Below are 16,627 nucleotides of genomic sequence, written 5' to 3'. Positions count from 1 at the left end.
AGAGAGGACGGCCTTCGTCACGCCCCACCATAGTTTCGCGTGGCTTCAAGGACTTATCTGGAGAACGCGGTTTGCGAGCCGGTTTGGAGCGCTCTTGCGACCGGCGATGGGGGTGGTGTCGGCACGATGCGGCGTCCATCGCGAAATCGTGACGGGCCATTTGTCGAATTGGGAAGCGCCTTCATCGCCGGCGCGATTTTTGCCGTTGACAGGGCGCCTTGCCGGCCCGTAGTGTCCGCGACCATGAAAAAGGCACTCATTCTCGTAGGAAGGCGCGTGGGCAAGGCGGTGTAACCGCCGGGCGAAAACCTCCCATGCGCAACACACAGGCTCCCTCGGGGGCCTTTTTTATTGCCCGAAACACGACTAAACGACCAACAACACCCAAATGGCAACGCCCAAGTGGCGACAGTACGGGACCAGACCGATGAGCAACGGACAGAGTGAGCGGCGCGAGATGACGGGCGCCGAAATGGTGGTGCAGGCGCTGAAGGACAATGGCGTCAAGCATGTCTTCGGTTATCCCGGCGGCGCGGTTCTCCCGATCTATGACGAGATCTTCCAGCAGGACGATGTCGAGCACATTCTCGTGCGGCATGAGCAAGGTGCCGGCCATGCGGCCGAGGGCTATGCGCGTTCGACCGGCAAGGCCGGCGTCATGCTGGTGACGTCAGGCCCCGGCGCGACCAATGCGGTGACGCCGCTGCAGGATGCGCTGATGGATTCGATCCCGCTGGTCTGCCTGACGGGCCAGGTGCCGACCTCCTTGATCGGCTCCGACGCGTTCCAGGAATGCGACACGGTCGGCATCACGCGCCCCTGCACCAAGCACAACTGGCTGGTGAAGGACGTCAACGAACTCGCCGCGACCATCCATGAGGCTTTCCATGTCGCGACCACGGGCCGTCCCGGTCCGGTTGTGGTCGACATCCCCAAGGACGTGCAGTTCGCCAAGGGTTTCTACGTCCCGCCGCAAATCGCACCGCGCACCAGCTACCAGCCCAAGGTTCAGGGCGATCTGGAGAAGATCAAGGCCGCGGTCGACCTGATGGCCACCGCCAAGAAGCCGATCATCTATTCGGGCGGCGGTGTCATCAATTCCGGTCCGGAAGCGAGCCATCTGCTGCGCGAACTGGTCGACCTCACCGGTTTCCCGATCACCTCGACGCTGATGGGTCTGGGCGCCTATCCCGCATCCGGCAAGAACTGGGTCGGCATGCTCGGCATGCATGGCACCTACGAGGCCAACATGGCCATGCATGACTGCGACGTGATGATCTGCATCGGCGCGCGCTTTGACGACCGCATCACCGGCCGGCTCAACGCGTTCTCGCCGAACTCGAAGAAGATCCACATCGACATCGACCCGTCCTCGATCAACAAGAACGTACACACCGAGGTGCCGATCATCGGCGATGTCGGCCGGGTGCTGGAGGATATGGTGCGGCTGTGGCGGGCAACCGCCAAGGCCGACAAGAAGGCGCTCTATCCCTGGTGGGAGCAGATCGCCAAATGGCGCGGTCGCGATTCCCTCGCCTATAAGATGAACCACGATGTGATCATGCCGCAATACGCCATCCAGCGGCTCTACGAACTGACCAAGGACAAGGACACCTACATCACCACCGAGGTCGGCCAGCACCAGATGTGGGCCGCGCAGCATTATCATTTCGAAAAGCCGAACCGCTGGATGACCTCAGGCGGTCTGGGCACGATGGGCTATGGCCTGCCGGCGGCACTCGGCGTGCAGATCGCGCATCCCGATGCGCTGGTCATCGACATTGCCGGCGACGCCTCGGTGCAGATGACGATGCAGGAGATGAGTGCCGCGGTGCAGTACAAGGCGCCGATCAAGATCTTCATCCTCAACAACCAGTATATGGGCATGGTGCGGCAATGGCAGCAGCTCTTGCACGGCAACCGGCTGTCGCATTCCTACACCGAGGCGATGCCGGACTTCGTCAAGCTGGCGGAGGCCTATGGCGGCCATGGCATACGTTGCGAGAAGCCGGACGAGCTGGACGACGCCATCAAGGAGATGATCTCGGTCAGGAAACCCGTGCTGTTCGATTGCCGCGTGGCGAACCTCGCCAACTGCTTCCCGATGATCCCGTCGGGCAAGGCGCATAACGAGATGCTGTTGCCCGACGAGGCCACCGACGAGGCCGTGGCCAACGCCATCGACGCCAAGGGCAGGGAACTGGTGTAATCGACGGGCCAAGGCAGGGCTTGTCGAAAGAAGCCGTGCGCAAACAAAAAATCAGACCAAGAATTTGAGATCCATGTCATGAACGCACAGCACCTTCAACCGACCGGCTCCGCCTACTTCATCGCCAAGGAAACGGAGCGGCCGGAAAACCACACGCTCTCCGTACTGGTCGACAACGAGCCGGGCGTACTCGCCCGGGTCATCGGCCTGTTCTCCGGACGCGGCTACAACATCGAGAGCCTGACCGTTTCCGAGACGGAGCACGAAAAGCATCTGTCGCGCATCACCATCGTGACGCGCGGCACGCCGCATGTGCTGGAGCAGATCAAGCATCAGCTCGAGCGCATCGTGCCGGTCCACCGCGTGGTCGATCTCACCGTGCGCTCCCATGAATTCGGGCAGGAGCGGCCGCTGGAGCGGGAACTGGCGCTGGTCAAGGTGGCCGGCACCGGCGAGGCCCGGGTCGAGGCGCTGCGGCTGGCCGACGCTTTCCGCGCCAGCGTCATCGACGCCAACACCGAGCATTTCATCTTCGAGATCACCGGCAAGGGCTCCAAGCTCGACCAGTTCATCGCCATCATGAAACCGCTCGGCCTGGTCGAGATCTGCCGCACCGGCGTGGCGGCGATGAACCGCGGCCCGCAGGGCATGTAGGGACGCCACCGCGCAAGGGGGCCGACGCTCACAACGCCTGGTTCGATCGGCGGCCAGGCGCTGGCCTTTGCGTAGCCAGCAATAAGAGACAATAATGCTGACGTATCTGGGAGGATAACATGTCACTCGACGCATTCCTCGCACTGCTCGTCTATGCCCTCGTCACCTCGATCACGCCGGGGCCGAACAACCTCATGCTCTTGGCCTCCGGCGTCAATTTCGGTATCGCCAGAACCGTTCCGCACATGCTTGGCATCAGTATGGGCTTCCTGGTGCTGCTGCTTGCCGTCGGCCTTGGCCTTGGCGCTGTGCTGACGGCGTTTCCGGTGTTGCACATCGGATTGAAGATCGCCGGCGGCGCCTATCTGCTCTATCTCGCCTGGAAGATCGCCATGTCGCGCTCGCTGGCCGGCAAGGGTGAGACGAAGGCGCGGCCGATGCGCTTCATCGATGCGGCGGCTTTCCAGTGGGTCAATCCGAAAGCCTGGGTGATGGCGATCACCGCCATGGCTGTCTATGCCAATGCCGAGCACCCGTTCCTGTCAGTGTTGTTGATCTCGATCGCCTTCACCATCGTCAACCTGCCGAGCGTTTCGATTTGGGCGGGATTCGGCACGGCACTGCGGGGATTCCTGTCGGATCCTGTGCGGCTGAAATGGTTCAACATCGCCATGGGCGTGCTCTTGGCGGCGACGCTGTGGCCGATGCTGAAATAGGTCCCCCAATTGTTCGACGGGCTTCGGCTCGCGGCAATGACCGCACTGCCCACTCATTGTGCAGTGCACATTAAATCTTCGTAATGCCGTGTTTTGGCCCTTTTCCAACAAATGCCTGTCCTATCTATTCGGCGAAATCACGGCAATAAGCCGTGGATTGCGCTAGAATACGACCACCTGACTACGGCGTGTCGGACGGAGAGGCCTTTTTTCGATGCGTGGAAAAGTCATTGTTTCATTGCTTGTCGTCGCCTGTGCGGGCGCGGCCTGGCTCTATCTGTCTCCGGATACGCTAGGCAAGGTTGAGCAACTCATCTGCGCAAAGCAAGTCGTGGCGTCGAACAAGGCGGCAACCGACAAGCAGGCAGCCGGGGGCAAGCAAGGGGCCGGCGGAGGTGGCGCCCGTTCGGCCTCGATCGTTTCGGCGACGGCAACGACGGCCGACTTCCCGATCCGGCGCTACGCCATCGGCTTCGTCTCCTCACCCGCCGTGGTCAGCATCAACGCGCGGGTCTCCAGCCAGATCGTGTCGATCGACGTCAAGGACGGGCAGATGGTCAAGGCCGGCGACACCCTGTTCTCGCTGGACGACCGGGCGCTCAAGGCGCAACTCGCCAAGGACCAGGCCACGCTCGCCAAGGACCAGGCGCTGCTTGCCAGTTCGAATTCCGATCTTCAGCGCGCCAAGGACCTTGTCGCCAAGCAGGCCGGAACGCAGCAGACCTATGATCAGGCTGTAGCCGCACAGAAGGCGGCGGCCGCGACCGTCGACGCCGACAAGGCGACGATCGACGCGGACAATGTCCAGCTTGGCTTTGCCACCATCACGGCGCCGATCGCGGGCAGGCTCGGTGCGGTCAACGTTGCCGTCGGTGATCTGGTGACCACCAGCAATGGCAACAGCAGCACCTCGACACCGCTGGTGACCATCACCCAGATGGACCCGTTGCAGGTCAACTTCAACCTGCCGGAAAGCAATCTTGCGCTGTTGCACAAGGCGCTTGCCAATCCGCAGCAAGGGGCAGTGACGCTGACCAAGGACGGCGAGCCGACGCCGATCGGCAAGGGTACGCTCGATTTCGTCGATTCCAGCGTCGATACCGCCTCGGGCACGATCGCCACGCGGGCGAGCATACCGAACGCGGATCTTTCGCTGTGGCCGGGCCAGTATGTGAATGTCGTCCTCGACGCCGGCATCATGCCGCAGATGACCTCCGTTCCCACCGTCGCGGTCCAGCCCAGCCAGAAGGGCCCGTTCGTCTATGTGGTCAAGCCGGACAACACGGTCGAGATGCGGCCGGTGCAGGTCGCGCTGACCGAAGGCCAAAACAGCGCCATCAGCCAAGGCCTCAAAGCCGGCGAGAAAGTGGTCACAGAAGGCCAGACCAGGCTGAAGGATGGCGCCGCCGTGCACGAAGGCACCGCGGCCGCCGCGCCCAAGGTGGCCGAAGCAACCAACGCCGGCGAGGCGGCCCGATGATTTCCGAATTCTGCATTCGCAGGCCCGTCGCCACCCTCCTGATGTCGTTCGCCCTGGTGCTGGCCGGACTCTTCGCCTACAAATTCCTGCCGGTGGCAGCACTGCCCAGCGCCGAATTCCCGGTGGTCGACGTCTCGGCTTCACTGCCGGGCGCCTCGCCGGAAACCATGGCGACATCGGTGGCGACGCCGCTGATCAAGCAGTTCGCGACCATCGCCGGCATTGATTCCATTTCGACCACGAACTCGCTCGGCCAGACCTCGATCGCCATCCAGTTCGTGCTCAACAGGGATATCGACGCCGCGGCGGCGGATGTGCAGGCGGCGATCGCGCGAACGCAAAAATCGCTGCCGCCGCAGATGACGTCGCCACCCAGCTATCGCAAGGTCAATCCGGCCGATGCGCCGATCCTTTTGATGTCGCTGGTCAGCGACACGGTTCCGCTGACCGACCTCGATGCCTTTGCCGAGAACGTCATCTCGCCGTCGCTGTCGACCATCGACGGCGTGGCGCAGGTCTCGATCTTCGGCCAGCAGAAATATGCCGTTCGCATCCAGATCGATCCGACGGCGCTTGCCGCGCGCGGTATCTCGATCGATCAGTTGCAGGCGGCGGTTGCATCGGCCAACAGCAATACGCCGCTAGGCGTGCTGCAGAACAACAAGCAGCAGCTGACCATCACCGCCAACACCCAGCTGACCGACGCCGCGGGCTTCTCCAAGCTCATCATCGCCACCAAGAACGGCCATCCGGTGCGGCTGGGCGAGGTGACCCGTGTCGTCGATTCGGTGCAGACCACCACGACGGCGAGCTGGTATGACGGCACGCGCGCGATCATCATGGCCGTGCAGCGCCAGCCCGATGCCAACACTGTCGACGTCGTCGACAAGGTCAAGGCGATGCTGCCGTCCTTCCAGGACCAGATGCCGGCCGCTGCCCAGATCAAGCTGCTCAACGACCGCTCGACCTCGATCCGCCAGGCGGTCGACGACGTCCAGTTCACGCTGCTGTTGACCATCGCGCTGGTGGTGATGGTGATCTTCGTGTTCCTGCGCCGGGTGACGGCGACCATCATCCCGGCCGTGGCGGTGCCGATCTCGCTGATCGCCACGCTCGCTGCGATGTTCCTGTTCGGCTTTTCCATCGACAACATATCGCTGATGGGCCTGACGCTGGCGGTGGGCCTCGTCGTCGACGACGCCATCGTCATGCTGGAAAACATCTTCCGCCACATGGAGGAGGATGGGTTGTCGGCCTTCGACGCGTCGCTGAAGGGCGCGCGCGAAATCGGCTTCACCATCATCTCGATCTCGATCTCGCTGGTGGCGGTGTTCATCCCCGTGCTTCTGATGGGCGGCGTCATCGGGCGCATCTTCAACGAGTTCGCCGTGGTGGTGACGGTCGCCATCCTGGCATCGATGTTCGTGTCGCTGACGCTGACGCCGATGCTGTGCTCGCGGCTCTTGTCGGTCACCAAGGCCGATCGCGAGGCACACCCCCCTGGCCACAAGCACGACCTCATCACACGCGGCTACGACCGGGTCCTGAGCTTCTGTCTGCGCCACACTTTCCTGGTGTTCCTCGTCTTCATCGGCACCGCGGCAGCGTCGGTATGGCTGATCGCGATCTCGCCGAAGGGCTTCTTCCCGCAAGAGGATATCGGCCAGATATCGGTGACCACCATTGCGCGCCAGGACATCTCGTTCGACGCCATGTCGAAGTTGCAAGGGCAGGTGGCCAGCGTCTTTTCCCACTCGCCCTATGTCGACCATGTGGCGTGGTCGGCGGGCAGCGGCAACAACGCGCTCAACCAGGGGCAGCTCTTCGTCCAGCTCAAGGGCAAGGACCAGCGTCCCGATATCGAGAAAGTGCTTTCGGATCTGCGCAAGCAGCTGGCCGGCGTGGCGGGTATCGAAACCTACATGCAGCCGGTGCAGAATTTGAGGCTGGGTTCGCGGTCGTCGGCCAGCGCTTACCAGTTGGTGGTTCAGGGCCTCGATACCGTCCAGACCGATATCTGGGCGCAGAAACTGAATGACGCGATGGCGGCCGACCACGCGACCTTCACCGACGTCACCAGCGACCTGCAGAACAATGCGCTGCAGGCATCGCTGGTGGTGGATCGTGACAAGGCTGCCCAGCTCGGCATCGATACCGACACGCTGCGCTCAGCCCTCTATGGCGGCTTCGGCACCGACCAGGTCTCGACGATCTTCGGTTCGGCCGACAGCTACGAAGTGATCACCGAGCTCGACCCCAAGATCGAATGGTCGCCCGAGCGGATGCTCGCCATCCAGATGCGGACGGCGAGCGGCAGTCTGGTTCCGCTTGGCGCCTTCGCCCGCGTCGATCGCACGGCGGGCGCCCTGACGGTCAACCAGCTCGGCCAGCTTCCGGCCGTGACCATCTCCTACAATCTGCCGCAAGGTGTGGCGCTTGGCGACAGTACGGCTCGTATCAGCGCGCTGAAGGAGCAGATCGGCATGCCAACGGCGATCTCGACTTCCTTCGCCGGCACGGCCAAGACCTTCCAGGATTCGCTAGCCAATCAGGGGCTGCTGGTCGGCGGCGCGATCCTGACCATCTATATCGTGCTCGGCATTCTGTACGAGAGCTTCATCCACCCGCTGACCATCCTCACCGGCCTGCCGTCGGCGGTGCTGGGCGCCGTCGTTGCCTTGCGCTTCGCCGGCATGGATCTGTCGGTTATCGCGGTGATCGGCATTCTGATGCTGATCGGCATCGTCAAGAAGAACGGCATCATGATGGTCGACGTCGCGCTTGAATTGCGACGAGAGGGCATGTCGGCCAAGGACTCCATCCACAAGGCCTGCCTGATGCGTTTCAGGCCGATCATGATGACGACGCTGGCGGCGCTGATGGGCACGTTCCCGATCGCGCTCGGTACCGGCGCCAGCGCCGAACTGCGCCAGCCGCTGGGCGTCGCCGTTGTCGGCGGCCTGCTGGCTTCGCAGGCGCTCACCTTGTTCGTGACACCGGTGATCTACGTCTACATGGAGAATTTCTCGAGCTGGCTCGCCGGGCTCATGCCGAAGCGCAAGGCCGAATTGCATGCGGTCGACAATCCCGAACAGCCCTCGCTGTTCGGGATCAACGACGACATCCCGGCCGAGCCGCAGAAGACGGCCGCCGAATAGCCGGCCAGCAGGCGCTGATTTTCGCTGGCCCAAGCCGTCATGCTTGCGGCCGGCGGGTCGGGACCGTAATTTGCGGCCATGTCCCATGATCATGACCACGACAACGAGCTCGATCCGTTTGCCGCCCGCGTGCGGGCGCTGGAGACCATCCTGATCCGCAAGGGGCTGATCGATCCGGCTGCGATCGACGTTATCGTCGATACCTACGAGACCAAGATCGGCCCGCGCAACGGCGCCAGGGTGGTGGCAAAGGCGTGGAGCGATCCTGCCTATGCGGATTGGCTCAAGCGCGACGCGACGGCGGCGATCGAATCGCTGAGCTATACCGGCCGCCAGGGCGAGCACATGCAGGCGGTGTTCAATACGGCTGATACGCACAACCTCGTCGTCTGCACACTGTGCTCCTGCTATCCATGGTCGGTGCTCGGCCTGCCGCCGGTCTGGTACAAGGCGCCGCCCTATCGGTCGCGCGCGGTGATCGATCCGCGCGGCGTGCTAGAGGAATTCGGGCTGACGCTGCCGGCCGCCACCAAGATACGCGTCTGGGATTCGACGGCGGAACTGCGCTATCTCGTCGTGCCGATGCCGCCGGCCGGCACCGAAGGCTGGAGCGAGGAGCGGCTGGCGGAGCTGGTGAGCCGTGACGCGATGATCGGCACGGCGCTCGCCCAGGAACCGCAACAAACGAGGCAGCCGGCATGAACGGGCCGCAGGATCTCGGCGGACAGATGGGGTTCGGGCCGGTCGCGCCCGAAAAGGACGAGCCTTATTTCCACGCCGACTGGGAAAGGCGGGCGCTGGGTGTGACGCTGTGCGCCGGCGCCATGGGCGCCTGGAACATCGACGAGAGCCGGCACGCGCGGGAATCGCTGCATCCGGCCGACTATTATTCCTCCAGCTATTACCAGATCTGGATCAAGGCGCTGGAAACCCTGCTCAAGCGCCATGGTTTCGTCAGCGAACGCGATCTCGATGCGGGCGAAGCGATCGATGCGGCGGCGACCCCGAAACGGGTGCTGAAGGCGGAAAATGTGCCCGCCGTGCTGGCCAAGGGCGGTCCCTGCAACCGGCCGATGGCAGAGCCGGCGCGGTTCAAGGCCGGTGACGTCGTGCGGACGAAGAACTTCAACCCGACCGGCCACACAAGGCTGCCGCGCTACGCGCGCGACAAGCGGGGCAGGGTCGAGGCGGTGCGCGACGGCTTCGTCTTTCCCGACAGCAACGCGCATGGGCAAGGCGAAAACCCGCAATGGGTCTATACCGTGGTTTTCGACGGCACGGAAATCTGGGGCGAGGGGGCGGATCCGACGCTTGTCGTCTCGATCGATGCCTGGGAGAGCTATCTTGAGCCGGCATGACGGGGCCGACGCCGATTCTCCCGCCAACCTCGATGCGCCGGTTTTTGCGGAGCCCTGGCAGGCCGAGGCGTTCGCCATGACGGTGGCGCTGCACGACAAGGGCCTGTTCTCGTGGAGCGAGTGGGCGGATGCGCTGTCGGCAGAGGTGAAGAAGCCAGGTGCGGCAGCCGACGGTCATGACTATTACGAGCATTGGCTGGCGGCACTGGAAGGCCTGCTTGCCTCAAAGGGGCTGGCTTACAAATCCGATGTCGATGCGTTGGCGCAGGCCTGGGAACGCGCCGCGCACGCCACGCCGCACGGCAAGCCGATCCTGCTGGAAAACGATCCGCATGCCGCGAGGTGATCACGGGCAGAACTGTGGTTGTTCCCTTTACGTTCCTGTTTGCGCCTGATAATCTGGGTGCGGGGAGTTAGCCGCTGTCTGTATCGATGGTGGCGCCTATCTTGTCTTTCCCTCGCGAATCCGGTCACACGATCAGATGGAATTCTCACCCCAACAGGACGAGGCGCTGCAAGCGGTCGCCCGCTGGCTGCAGGCCGGCAAGCCGCAGCTGTTCAGGCTGTTCGGCTATGCCGGCACCGGCAAGACGACGCTGGCGCGCTATTTCGCCGAACATGTCGACGGTCAGGTGCAGTTCGCCGCCTTCACCGGCAAGGCCGCCCAGGTGCTGCGCTCCAAGGGGGCGGTCAATGCCCGCACCATCCATTCGCTGATCTACAGGCCCAAGGGCGAGGAATCGGTGGAAGACGAGGTGACCGGCAAGACCTCGATGTCGCCGACCTTTTCGCTCAACCGGCAGAGCCCGATCTCGCGCGCGAAACTGGTCGTCATCGACGAATGTTCGATGGTCGACGAGCAGCTCGGCCGCGACCTGATGAGTTTCGGCACGCCGATCCTGGTACTGGGCGATCCCGGCCAGCTGCCGCCGATCTCGGGCGGCGGCTTCTTCACCGATCACGAGCCCGACTTCCTGCTCACTGAAATCCACCGGCAGGCGCGCGACAATCCGATCCTGCGGCTGGCGCTCGACGTGCGCGAAGGCCGCGAATTCATGCGCGGCGACTATGGTACGGCGCAGGTGATCGGCAAGGAAGACGTCACCCAGGAACTGGTGCTGAAGGCGGACCAGGTGCTGGTCGGCACCAATCGCACGCGCCGCCGCTACAATCAGCGCCTGCGCGAGCTCAAGGGCTTCAACGCCGACTACCCCCAGGCCGGCGACAAGCTGGTCTGCCTGCGCAACGACCCGGCCAAGGGCCTGCTCAACGGTTCGCTGTGGAAGGTGATGACCTCGTCGCGCGAGACGGTGAAGCCGGGGATCAATCTTCTTGTGTCGCCGGAAGAGGACGATCCGGATCGCGGCGTCGCCAAGATCAAGCTGCTCAAGGCGGCGTTCGAGGATCCCGACGCCGATATCCCCTGGCAGCAGAAGAAGCGTTTTGATGATTTCGACTACGGCTATGCCTTGACCGTGCACAAGGCTCAGGGCTCGCAGTGGAACGAAATCGTGCTGTTCGACGAAAGCTGGGCTTTCAAGGAAACGCGCCAGCGCTGGCTTTACACCGCGATTACGCGGGCCGCCGAGCGATTGACTATTGTCCGATAGAGTTACGACGCCGGCTTCTCTCGGACGCCGACCTGCCGGACCCCAAGCCATTCCCAGGCCTCGGCTTCGTCGTCAGCGTCGAAATGGCGGAATTCGATGGGCGACGACGTGGGCAAGGCGTGTCGCGCGTCCGATGTCCAATCCGGCATGCCGATGGCCGCGCAGCGGCCTATATGTTCCAGTGCATGGACGGCGCCCTGCTTCAGGGTCTCGTCGGAGATGTCGGCCCAGTCGACGCCATCGTGATCGACGATTCGCACGGCCACATCGATCCGCTGATGCAGCGCGTAGGCCGCCTCCAGCAGGCCGAACAGGTTTTCCGCATCGGCCGCCGAGACATGACCGACCACGTCGATGGCGAACAGGTCGTCGCGATCAGTGTCGATGCGACGGATCGTCGGCACGGATTGCAGGAAATTCACGAGTGGGCCTCCTTGCGCAAGACAGCGTTGGTCTTCTGGAACACCGGAAACCTCTATCTGTTCCCATCAAAGGCGCTATAGATGCCGGATCTCAAGCGCGCCGTGGCTGAACGGACAAGGTGTGGCGCGTGCTAACCGCCTGATTTCACGGACACCAGACATGCCCGCAAAGCTTTCCGTCAACCTCAACGCCATCGCCATGCTGCGCAACCGACGCGACCTGCCATGGCCCAGCGTCACCGGCATTGGCCGGCTTGCGCTTGCCGCCGGTGCGCATGGGCTGACCGTGCATCCGCGTCCCGACGAACGTCACACGCGGCATTCCGACCTGCCCGAAATCCGGGCGCTGATCGATGATGAGTTCCCGCAGGCGGAATTCAACATCGAAGGCTACCCGAGCGAGGATTTCCTGGCGCTTGTGGAAAAGCATCAGCCCGAGCAGGTGACGCTGGTTCCCGATGATCCGGCGCAGGCAACCTCCGACCATGGCTGGAACTTCGTTGCCGATGCGGCGTTGCTGGCGCCGATCGTCAGGCGCCTGAAGAAGGGCGGCTTCAGGGTGTCGCTGTTTTCCGACGCCGATCCCGCCGCCATAACAGCCGCGCGAGACACTGGCGCCGACCGGATCGAGCTCTATACCGGCCCTTATGGCAGCTATCATTCCGACTCCGCAAAGGCCGCCAAAGAGCTGGAAAGATTGGGAAAAACCGCCGACGCAGCATTTGCTGCCGGCCTCCAGGTCAATGCCGGGCACGATCTGACAGTGGCCAATCTGCCGGCCCTGGCCAAGCGCATTCCGGCATTGGCCGAAGTGTCAATCGGACATGGGTTGACAGCCGACGCGTTGGAGTATGGCATGGCCGGGACGGTGGGTCGGTTTCTCAAAGCCTGCGGTTGGTAGGGGTAGAGTTTCGCCTTGCAGGTATGGCAGCCATAGCGTGCAACTGACATCGCATCGCAGCATGCGTGAAGCACCGCGCGCTCGTCGGGGAGTGGTCTATGGACCTTGCCAGTCGCGATAGCGAGGCCGAAACCGTCGAGCAATCGAGCCATTCCGGGGCCGAACAGCACAGCACCAAAGTTCTTATGCTGGGTGCGCTCGGCGTTGTCTATGGCGATATCGGCACCAGTCCGATCTACGCTTTCCGTGAGGCGCTTCACGCTTCGCCCGGTATCGATACGCGCGCTCAGGTGCTTGGTGTACTGTCGCTGATCGTCTGGGCGCTAACGATCATCGTGACGATAAAATATGTCGCCTTCGTACTTCGCGCCGACAATAAGGGCGAAGGCGGTACGTTATCGCTGATGTCGCTGGCGCGAACCGCCTATCCCAAAGGTGCGCGACTTATTCTGGCGATCGGCCTTTGCGGCGCGGCGTTGTTTTTCGGCGATTCGATCATAACGCCGGCCATCTCCGTGCTGTCGGCGGTCGAAGGCCTCAGAGTGGTGACGCCGACACTGGACGCCTACGTCGTGCCAATCACGCTGATCATCCTGGCCATCCTGTTCTCGGTGCAGCGCTTCGGCACGGGAAAGGTGGCGGCGGTGTTCGGGCCGGTGACCGCACTGTGGTTCCTGGCTATCGGCGTAGCAGGGCTCTATCACCTGATGGACGATCCATCGATCCTGCTGGCCATCAATCCCTATTACGCGGTCGCCTATCTCGCCAGCACACCCACGGCCGCCTTTGTCACTGTCGGCGCGGTGTTCCTGGCGGTGACCGGGGCCGAGGCACTTTATGTCGATCTCGGCCATTTTGGACGCAAGCCTATCGTGTTGGCGTGGTTTTCCGTGGTTTTCCCATGCCTGCTGCTCAACTATTTCGGGCAAGGTGCTTTTGTGCTGGCCAATGGCGGGAGGCCAACCAATCCATTCTTCCAGATGCTGCCTGACTGGGCACTGATGCCGATGGTGGGGCTGGCGACGGCCGCAACCGTCATCGCTAGCCAGGCAGTCATATCAGGTGCTTTTTCGCTGACCCGCCAGGCGGTCCAGCTCAACCTTCTGCCACGCATAGAAGTGCAGCATACGTCCGAAATGCAACTCGGCCAGATCTACATGCCCCGCGTCAATCTGCTCATCTCCCTGGGGGTGATGCTGCTGGTCGTCGGTTTCGGCAGTTCGAGTTCGCTGGCTTCCGCCTACGGCATCTCGGTAACCGGCGAAATGCTGATGACGACGATCCTTTTGTTCGTCGTCATGCGCAAGCTGTGGAAATGGAGGCTGGCGGTCGCGCTGCCGCTGACATTGCTGTTCGGCATCATTGACAGCGGCTTTTTCCTGGCAAACATCGTAAAGATATTCGAAGGCGGCTGGGTATCGATCACGGTTGCCTGCCTGATGGGGCTGATCATGTGGACCTGGATACGCGGCACGCGCTATCTGTTCGACAAGACCCGCCGCAACGAGATCCCGCTCGATTTTCTTGCCGCCAATCTGCTGAAGAAGAAGCCGCACCTGGTGCCAGGCACGGCTGTGTTCCTGACCAGCGATCCCTTGAGTGCACCGACAGCGCTGATGCACAGCCTGAAACACTACAAGGTGCTGCATGAGCAGAACGTCATCCTTTCGGTGGTGACGGCGCCACAGCCGGTGGTATCAGACAGCGACCGGGTCAAGATGGAGACGGTCAACGAGCTCTTCATGCGCGTGACGCTGACCTTCGGCTACATGGAGCAGCCCAACATTCCGCGCGCGCTGGCGATCTGCCGCAAGCGGGGCTGGAAGTTCGACATCATGACGACATCGTTCTTCCTGTCGCGGCGTTCGCTCAAGGCCTCGCCCAATTCCGGCATGCCGGTGTGGCAGGACAGGCTGTTCATCGGCCTGGCGCGCACGGCGGCCGACGCAACCGAATATTTTCAGATCCCGACCGGACGTGTCGTGGAAATCGGCACGCAAGTCGCTATTTAAAGGCAGATACGGCAGCTTTTATGGGCGCCAGCCATGCCCCGTGGCCGCGAACTCAGCCCGCGACCATTGGATTATAGGCCATTTCGCAAGGAGCCTAGCGTTGCCAACATGGGAGCCATCACGCTACGGCACTTGATATTGCATTGCAGCAAGCGTAGAGCACCGCGCGCTTATCGGAGTGTCGTCCATGGCCCTTGCCAACACTGGTAGTGAGGCAGAACCCGTCGAACAGTCGAGCCATCCGGAAATCGAACAGCATAGCACCAAGGTGCTGATGCTGGGCGCGCTGGGCGTTGTCTACGGCGATATCGGCACCAGCCCGATCTATGCCTTTCGCGAGGCGCTGGTGGCGTCGTCTCACGGCACCGTCGCCGATCGCGGAGATATTCTTGGTGTCCTGTCGCTGATTATCTGGTCGCTGACGATCATCGTCACCATCAAATACATCATGTTCGTGCTGCGGGCCGACAACCGCGGCGAAGGCGGCGTACTGTCGCTGATGGCGCTGGCGCGCGGCAGTTTCCCCAAGCGCTCGGCGGTGATCCTCGGCATCGGCATTGTCGGCGCCTCGCTGTTTTTCGGCGATGCGGTCATCACGCCGGCGATTTCCGTGCTGTCGGCGGTCGAAGGCATGAATGTCGTCACCCCCACCTTCCAGCCCTATGTCGTGCCGCTGACACTTGTGATACTCGCCGTGGTGTTCGCGGTGCAGCGTTTCGGCACGGGCGGGGTGGGATTGGTCTTCGGACCGGTGACCGCCGTATGGTTTCTGGCGATCGGTCTTTCGGGCCTCAAGCACATCATCGCCGATCCGGAAATCCTGTGGGCGATCAGCCCGCACTACATCGTCGCCTTCCTGATCCATTCGCCCGACGTTGCCTTCGTCACCATCGGCGCCATCTTCCTGGCTGTCACCGGCGCCGAGGCGCTTTATGCGGATCTCGGCCATTTCGGACGCAAGCCCATCGTGCTTGCCTGGCTGTCGATCGTGTTTCCCTGCCTGCTGCTGAACTATGCCGGGCAGGGCGCCTTCGTGCTGGCCAAGAATGGCGTCGTCGGTCATCCGTTCTTCGAGATGAACGAGGGCTGGGCACTGATTCCGATGGTGGTGCTGGCGACCGCCGCGACGGTCATCGCCAGTCAGGCTGTGATTTCGGGGGCCTTCTCGCTGACCAGGCAGGCAGTGCAGCTCAACATGCTGCCGCGCCTCGAAATCCTGCACACCTCGGAAAAACAGTCCGGCCAGATCTACATGCCGCGTGTCAACCTTCTGCTGGCATTGGTGGTGATGATGCTGGTGGTCGGCTTCGGCGAGTCCAGCAAGCTCGCCTCCGCCTATGGCATCTCGGTGACCGGCAACATGCTGGTGACGACGGTGCTGCTCTATGTCGTCATGACCCGCATCTGGAAATGGCGGCTCTGGGTTGCGATCAGCTTGTCGGTGCTGTTTGCCTTCATCGATATCGGTTTCTTCGCCTCCAACATCGTCAAGGTGTTCGAAGGCGGCTGGGCGTCACTGCTGGTGGCCTTCACAATCGTGCTGGGTATGTGGACCTGGGTGCGCGGCAGCCGCTATCTGTTCGACAAGACCCGCCGCAACGAAATCCCGCTCGATTTCCTCGCCGGCAATCTGTTGAAGAAGAAGCCGCAACTGGTATCCGGCACCGCGGTGTTCCTGACCAGCGATCCCTTGAGTGCACCGACAGCGCTGATGCACAGCCTCAAGCACTACAAGGTGCTGCATGAGCAGAACGTCATCCTTTCGGTGGTGACGGCACCGCAGCCGGTGGTGCCTGACAGCGACCGGGTCAAGATGGAGACGGTCAACGAGCTCTTCATGCGCGTGACGCTGACCTTCGGCTACATGGAGCAGCCCAACATTCCGCGCGCGCTGGCGATCTGCCGCAAGCAGGGCTGGAAGTTCGACATCATGACGACGTCGTTCTTCCTGTCGCGGCGCTCGCTCAAGGCTTCGCCCAATTCCGGCATGCCGGTGTGGCAGGACCGACTGTTCATCGGCCTGGCACGCACGGCGGCCGATGCAACCGAATATTTCCAGATCCCGACCGGGCGTGTGGTGGAGATCGGCACGCAGGTGGCGATCTGA

General features: G+C 62.6%; 13 protein-coding genes. 12 read left to right on the top strand and 1 reads right to left on the bottom strand.

From position 1 onward, the window contains the following. Window positions 1-427: 427 nt before the first annotated feature. The 9 genes from ACVILI_RS23150 (at window position 428) to ACVILI_RS23110 (ending at window position 11,185) form a co-directional block, all read left to right on the top strand. Window positions 428-2,209 carry an acetolactate synthase 3 large subunit gene (locus tag ACVILI_RS23150; RefSeq protein ID WP_202359701.1) on the top strand — a complete coding sequence of 594 codons (1,782 nt, stop codon included), beginning with the start codon at window positions 428-430 and terminating at the stop codon, window positions 2,207-2,209. A gap of 78 nt (window positions 2,210-2,287) precedes the next feature. Then, on the top strand, window positions 2,288-2,863 hold the full coding sequence (ilvN, locus tag ACVILI_RS23145) for an acetolactate synthase small subunit (protein ID WP_013894763.1): 576 nt from the start codon (window positions 2,288-2,290) through the stop codon (window positions 2,861-2,863). Between the two features lie 119 nt (window positions 2,864-2,982). Then, window positions 2,983-3,579, top strand: coding sequence for a LysE family translocator (locus ACVILI_RS23140; protein WP_038647636.1), 597 nt, complete (start codon window positions 2,983-2,985; stop codon window positions 3,577-3,579). 214 nt (window positions 3,580-3,793) lie between these two features. Beyond that, the gene (locus tag ACVILI_RS23135; RefSeq protein WP_038647635.1) at window positions 3,794-5,059 is read left to right on the top strand and encodes an efflux RND transporter periplasmic adaptor subunit; all 1,266 of its coding nucleotides are present in this window, start codon (window positions 3,794-3,796) and stop codon (window positions 5,057-5,059) included. Further along, the gene (locus ACVILI_RS23130) at window positions 5,056-8,217 is read left to right on the top strand and encodes an efflux RND transporter permease subunit (protein ID WP_038647633.1); all 3,162 of its coding nucleotides are present in this window, start codon (window positions 5,056-5,058) and stop codon (window positions 8,215-8,217) included. The genes ACVILI_RS23135 and ACVILI_RS23130 overlap by 4 nt, the downstream gene beginning before the upstream one ends. Before the next feature lie 78 nt (window positions 8,218-8,295). Further along, window positions 8,296-8,919, top strand: a complete 624-nt coding sequence (gene nthA, locus ACVILI_RS23125) for a nitrile hydratase subunit alpha (RefSeq protein ID WP_038647631.1) — start codon at window positions 8,296-8,298, stop codon at window positions 8,917-8,919. Next, window positions 8,916-9,575 (top strand): nitrile hydratase subunit beta, encoded by a 660-nt coding sequence (nthB, locus tag ACVILI_RS23120; protein ID WP_038647629.1) that lies wholly within the window; start codon window positions 8,916-8,918, stop codon window positions 9,573-9,575. Before nthA ends, nthB begins: the two co-directional genes overlap by 4 nt. Then, window positions 9,562-9,921: a nitrile hydratase accessory protein gene (locus ACVILI_RS23115; protein WP_038647627.1), complete on the top strand. Its 360-nt coding sequence runs from the start codon at window positions 9,562-9,564 to the stop codon at window positions 9,919-9,921. Before nthB ends, ACVILI_RS23115 begins: the two co-directional genes overlap by 14 nt. Before the next feature lie 136 nt (window positions 9,922-10,057). Further along, on the top strand, window positions 10,058-11,185 hold the full coding sequence (locus ACVILI_RS23110; protein ID WP_010910153.1) for an ATP-dependent DNA helicase: 1,128 nt from the start codon (window positions 10,058-10,060) through the stop codon (window positions 11,183-11,185). 2 nt (window positions 11,186-11,187) lie between these two features. On the opposite strand, the gene ACVILI_RS23105 is transcribed toward ACVILI_RS23110, so the two are convergent. Further along, entirely contained in the window at window positions 11,188-11,607 is a 420-nt protein-coding gene (locus ACVILI_RS23105) for a SpoIIAA family protein (RefSeq protein ID WP_038647625.1), read from the bottom strand. A 160-nt stretch (window positions 11,608-11,767) separates the two neighbouring features. Here ACVILI_RS23105 and ACVILI_RS23100 point away from each other — a divergent pair, with 160 nt between their 5' ends. The 3 genes from ACVILI_RS23100 (at window position 11,768) to ACVILI_RS23090 (ending at window position 16,627) form a co-directional block, all read left to right on the top strand. Beyond that, window positions 11,768-12,508, top strand: a complete 741-nt coding sequence (locus ACVILI_RS23100; RefSeq protein WP_038647623.1) for a pyridoxine 5'-phosphate synthase — start codon at window positions 11,768-11,770, stop codon at window positions 12,506-12,508. A 98-nt stretch (window positions 12,509-12,606) separates the two neighbouring features. Beyond that, window positions 12,607-14,520: a potassium transporter Kup gene (locus ACVILI_RS23095; RefSeq protein ID WP_019858984.1), complete on the top strand. Its 1,914-nt coding sequence runs from the start codon at window positions 12,607-12,609 to the stop codon at window positions 14,518-14,520. Window positions 14,521-14,707: 187 nt separating this feature from the next. Then, window positions 14,708-16,627: a potassium transporter Kup gene (locus ACVILI_RS23090; RefSeq protein ID WP_064984304.1), complete on the top strand. Its 1,920-nt coding sequence runs from the start codon at window positions 14,708-14,710 to the stop codon at window positions 16,625-16,627.

This window comes from Mesorhizobium sp. USDA 4775 (genome assembly GCF_054062655.1).
This window is presented reverse-complemented; position numbering and strand designations above follow the sequence as displayed.

Excerpts from the sequence above, each read along its gene's own strand:
- ACVILI_RS23130 (WP_038647633.1), top strand. The coding sequence starts at position 5,056 with ATGATTTCCGAATTCTGCATTCGCAGGCCCGTCGCCACCCTCCTGATG.
- nthA (WP_038647631.1), top strand. The coding sequence starts at position 8,296 with ATGTCCCATGATCATGACCACGACAACGAGCTCGATCCGTTTGCCGCC.
- nthB (WP_038647629.1), top strand. The coding sequence starts at position 8,916 with ATGAACGGGCCGCAGGATCTCGGCGGACAGATGGGGTTCGGGCCGGTC.
- ACVILI_RS23090 (WP_064984304.1), top strand. The coding sequence starts at position 14,708 with ATGGCCCTTGCCAACACTGGTAGTGAGGCAGAACCCGTCGAACAGTCG.
- ACVILI_RS23100 (WP_038647623.1), top strand. The coding sequence starts at position 11,768 with ATGCCCGCAAAGCTTTCCGTCAACCTCAACGCCATCGCCATGCTGCGC.
- ACVILI_RS23110 (WP_010910153.1), top strand. The coding sequence starts at position 10,058 with ATGGAATTCTCACCCCAACAGGACGAGGCGCTGCAAGCGGTCGCCCGC.
- ACVILI_RS23135 (WP_038647635.1), top strand. The coding sequence starts at position 3,794 with ATGCGTGGAAAAGTCATTGTTTCATTGCTTGTCGTCGCCTGTGCGGGC.
- ACVILI_RS23150 (WP_202359701.1), top strand. The coding sequence starts at position 428 with ATGAGCAACGGACAGAGTGAGCGGCGCGAGATGACGGGCGCCGAAATG.
- ilvN (WP_013894763.1), top strand. The coding sequence starts at position 2,288 with ATGAACGCACAGCACCTTCAACCGACCGGCTCCGCCTACTTCATCGCC.
- ACVILI_RS23140 (WP_038647636.1), top strand. The coding sequence starts at position 2,983 with ATGTCACTCGACGCATTCCTCGCACTGCTCGTCTATGCCCTCGTCACC.
- ACVILI_RS23095 (WP_019858984.1), top strand. The coding sequence starts at position 12,607 with ATGGACCTTGCCAGTCGCGATAGCGAGGCCGAAACCGTCGAGCAATCG.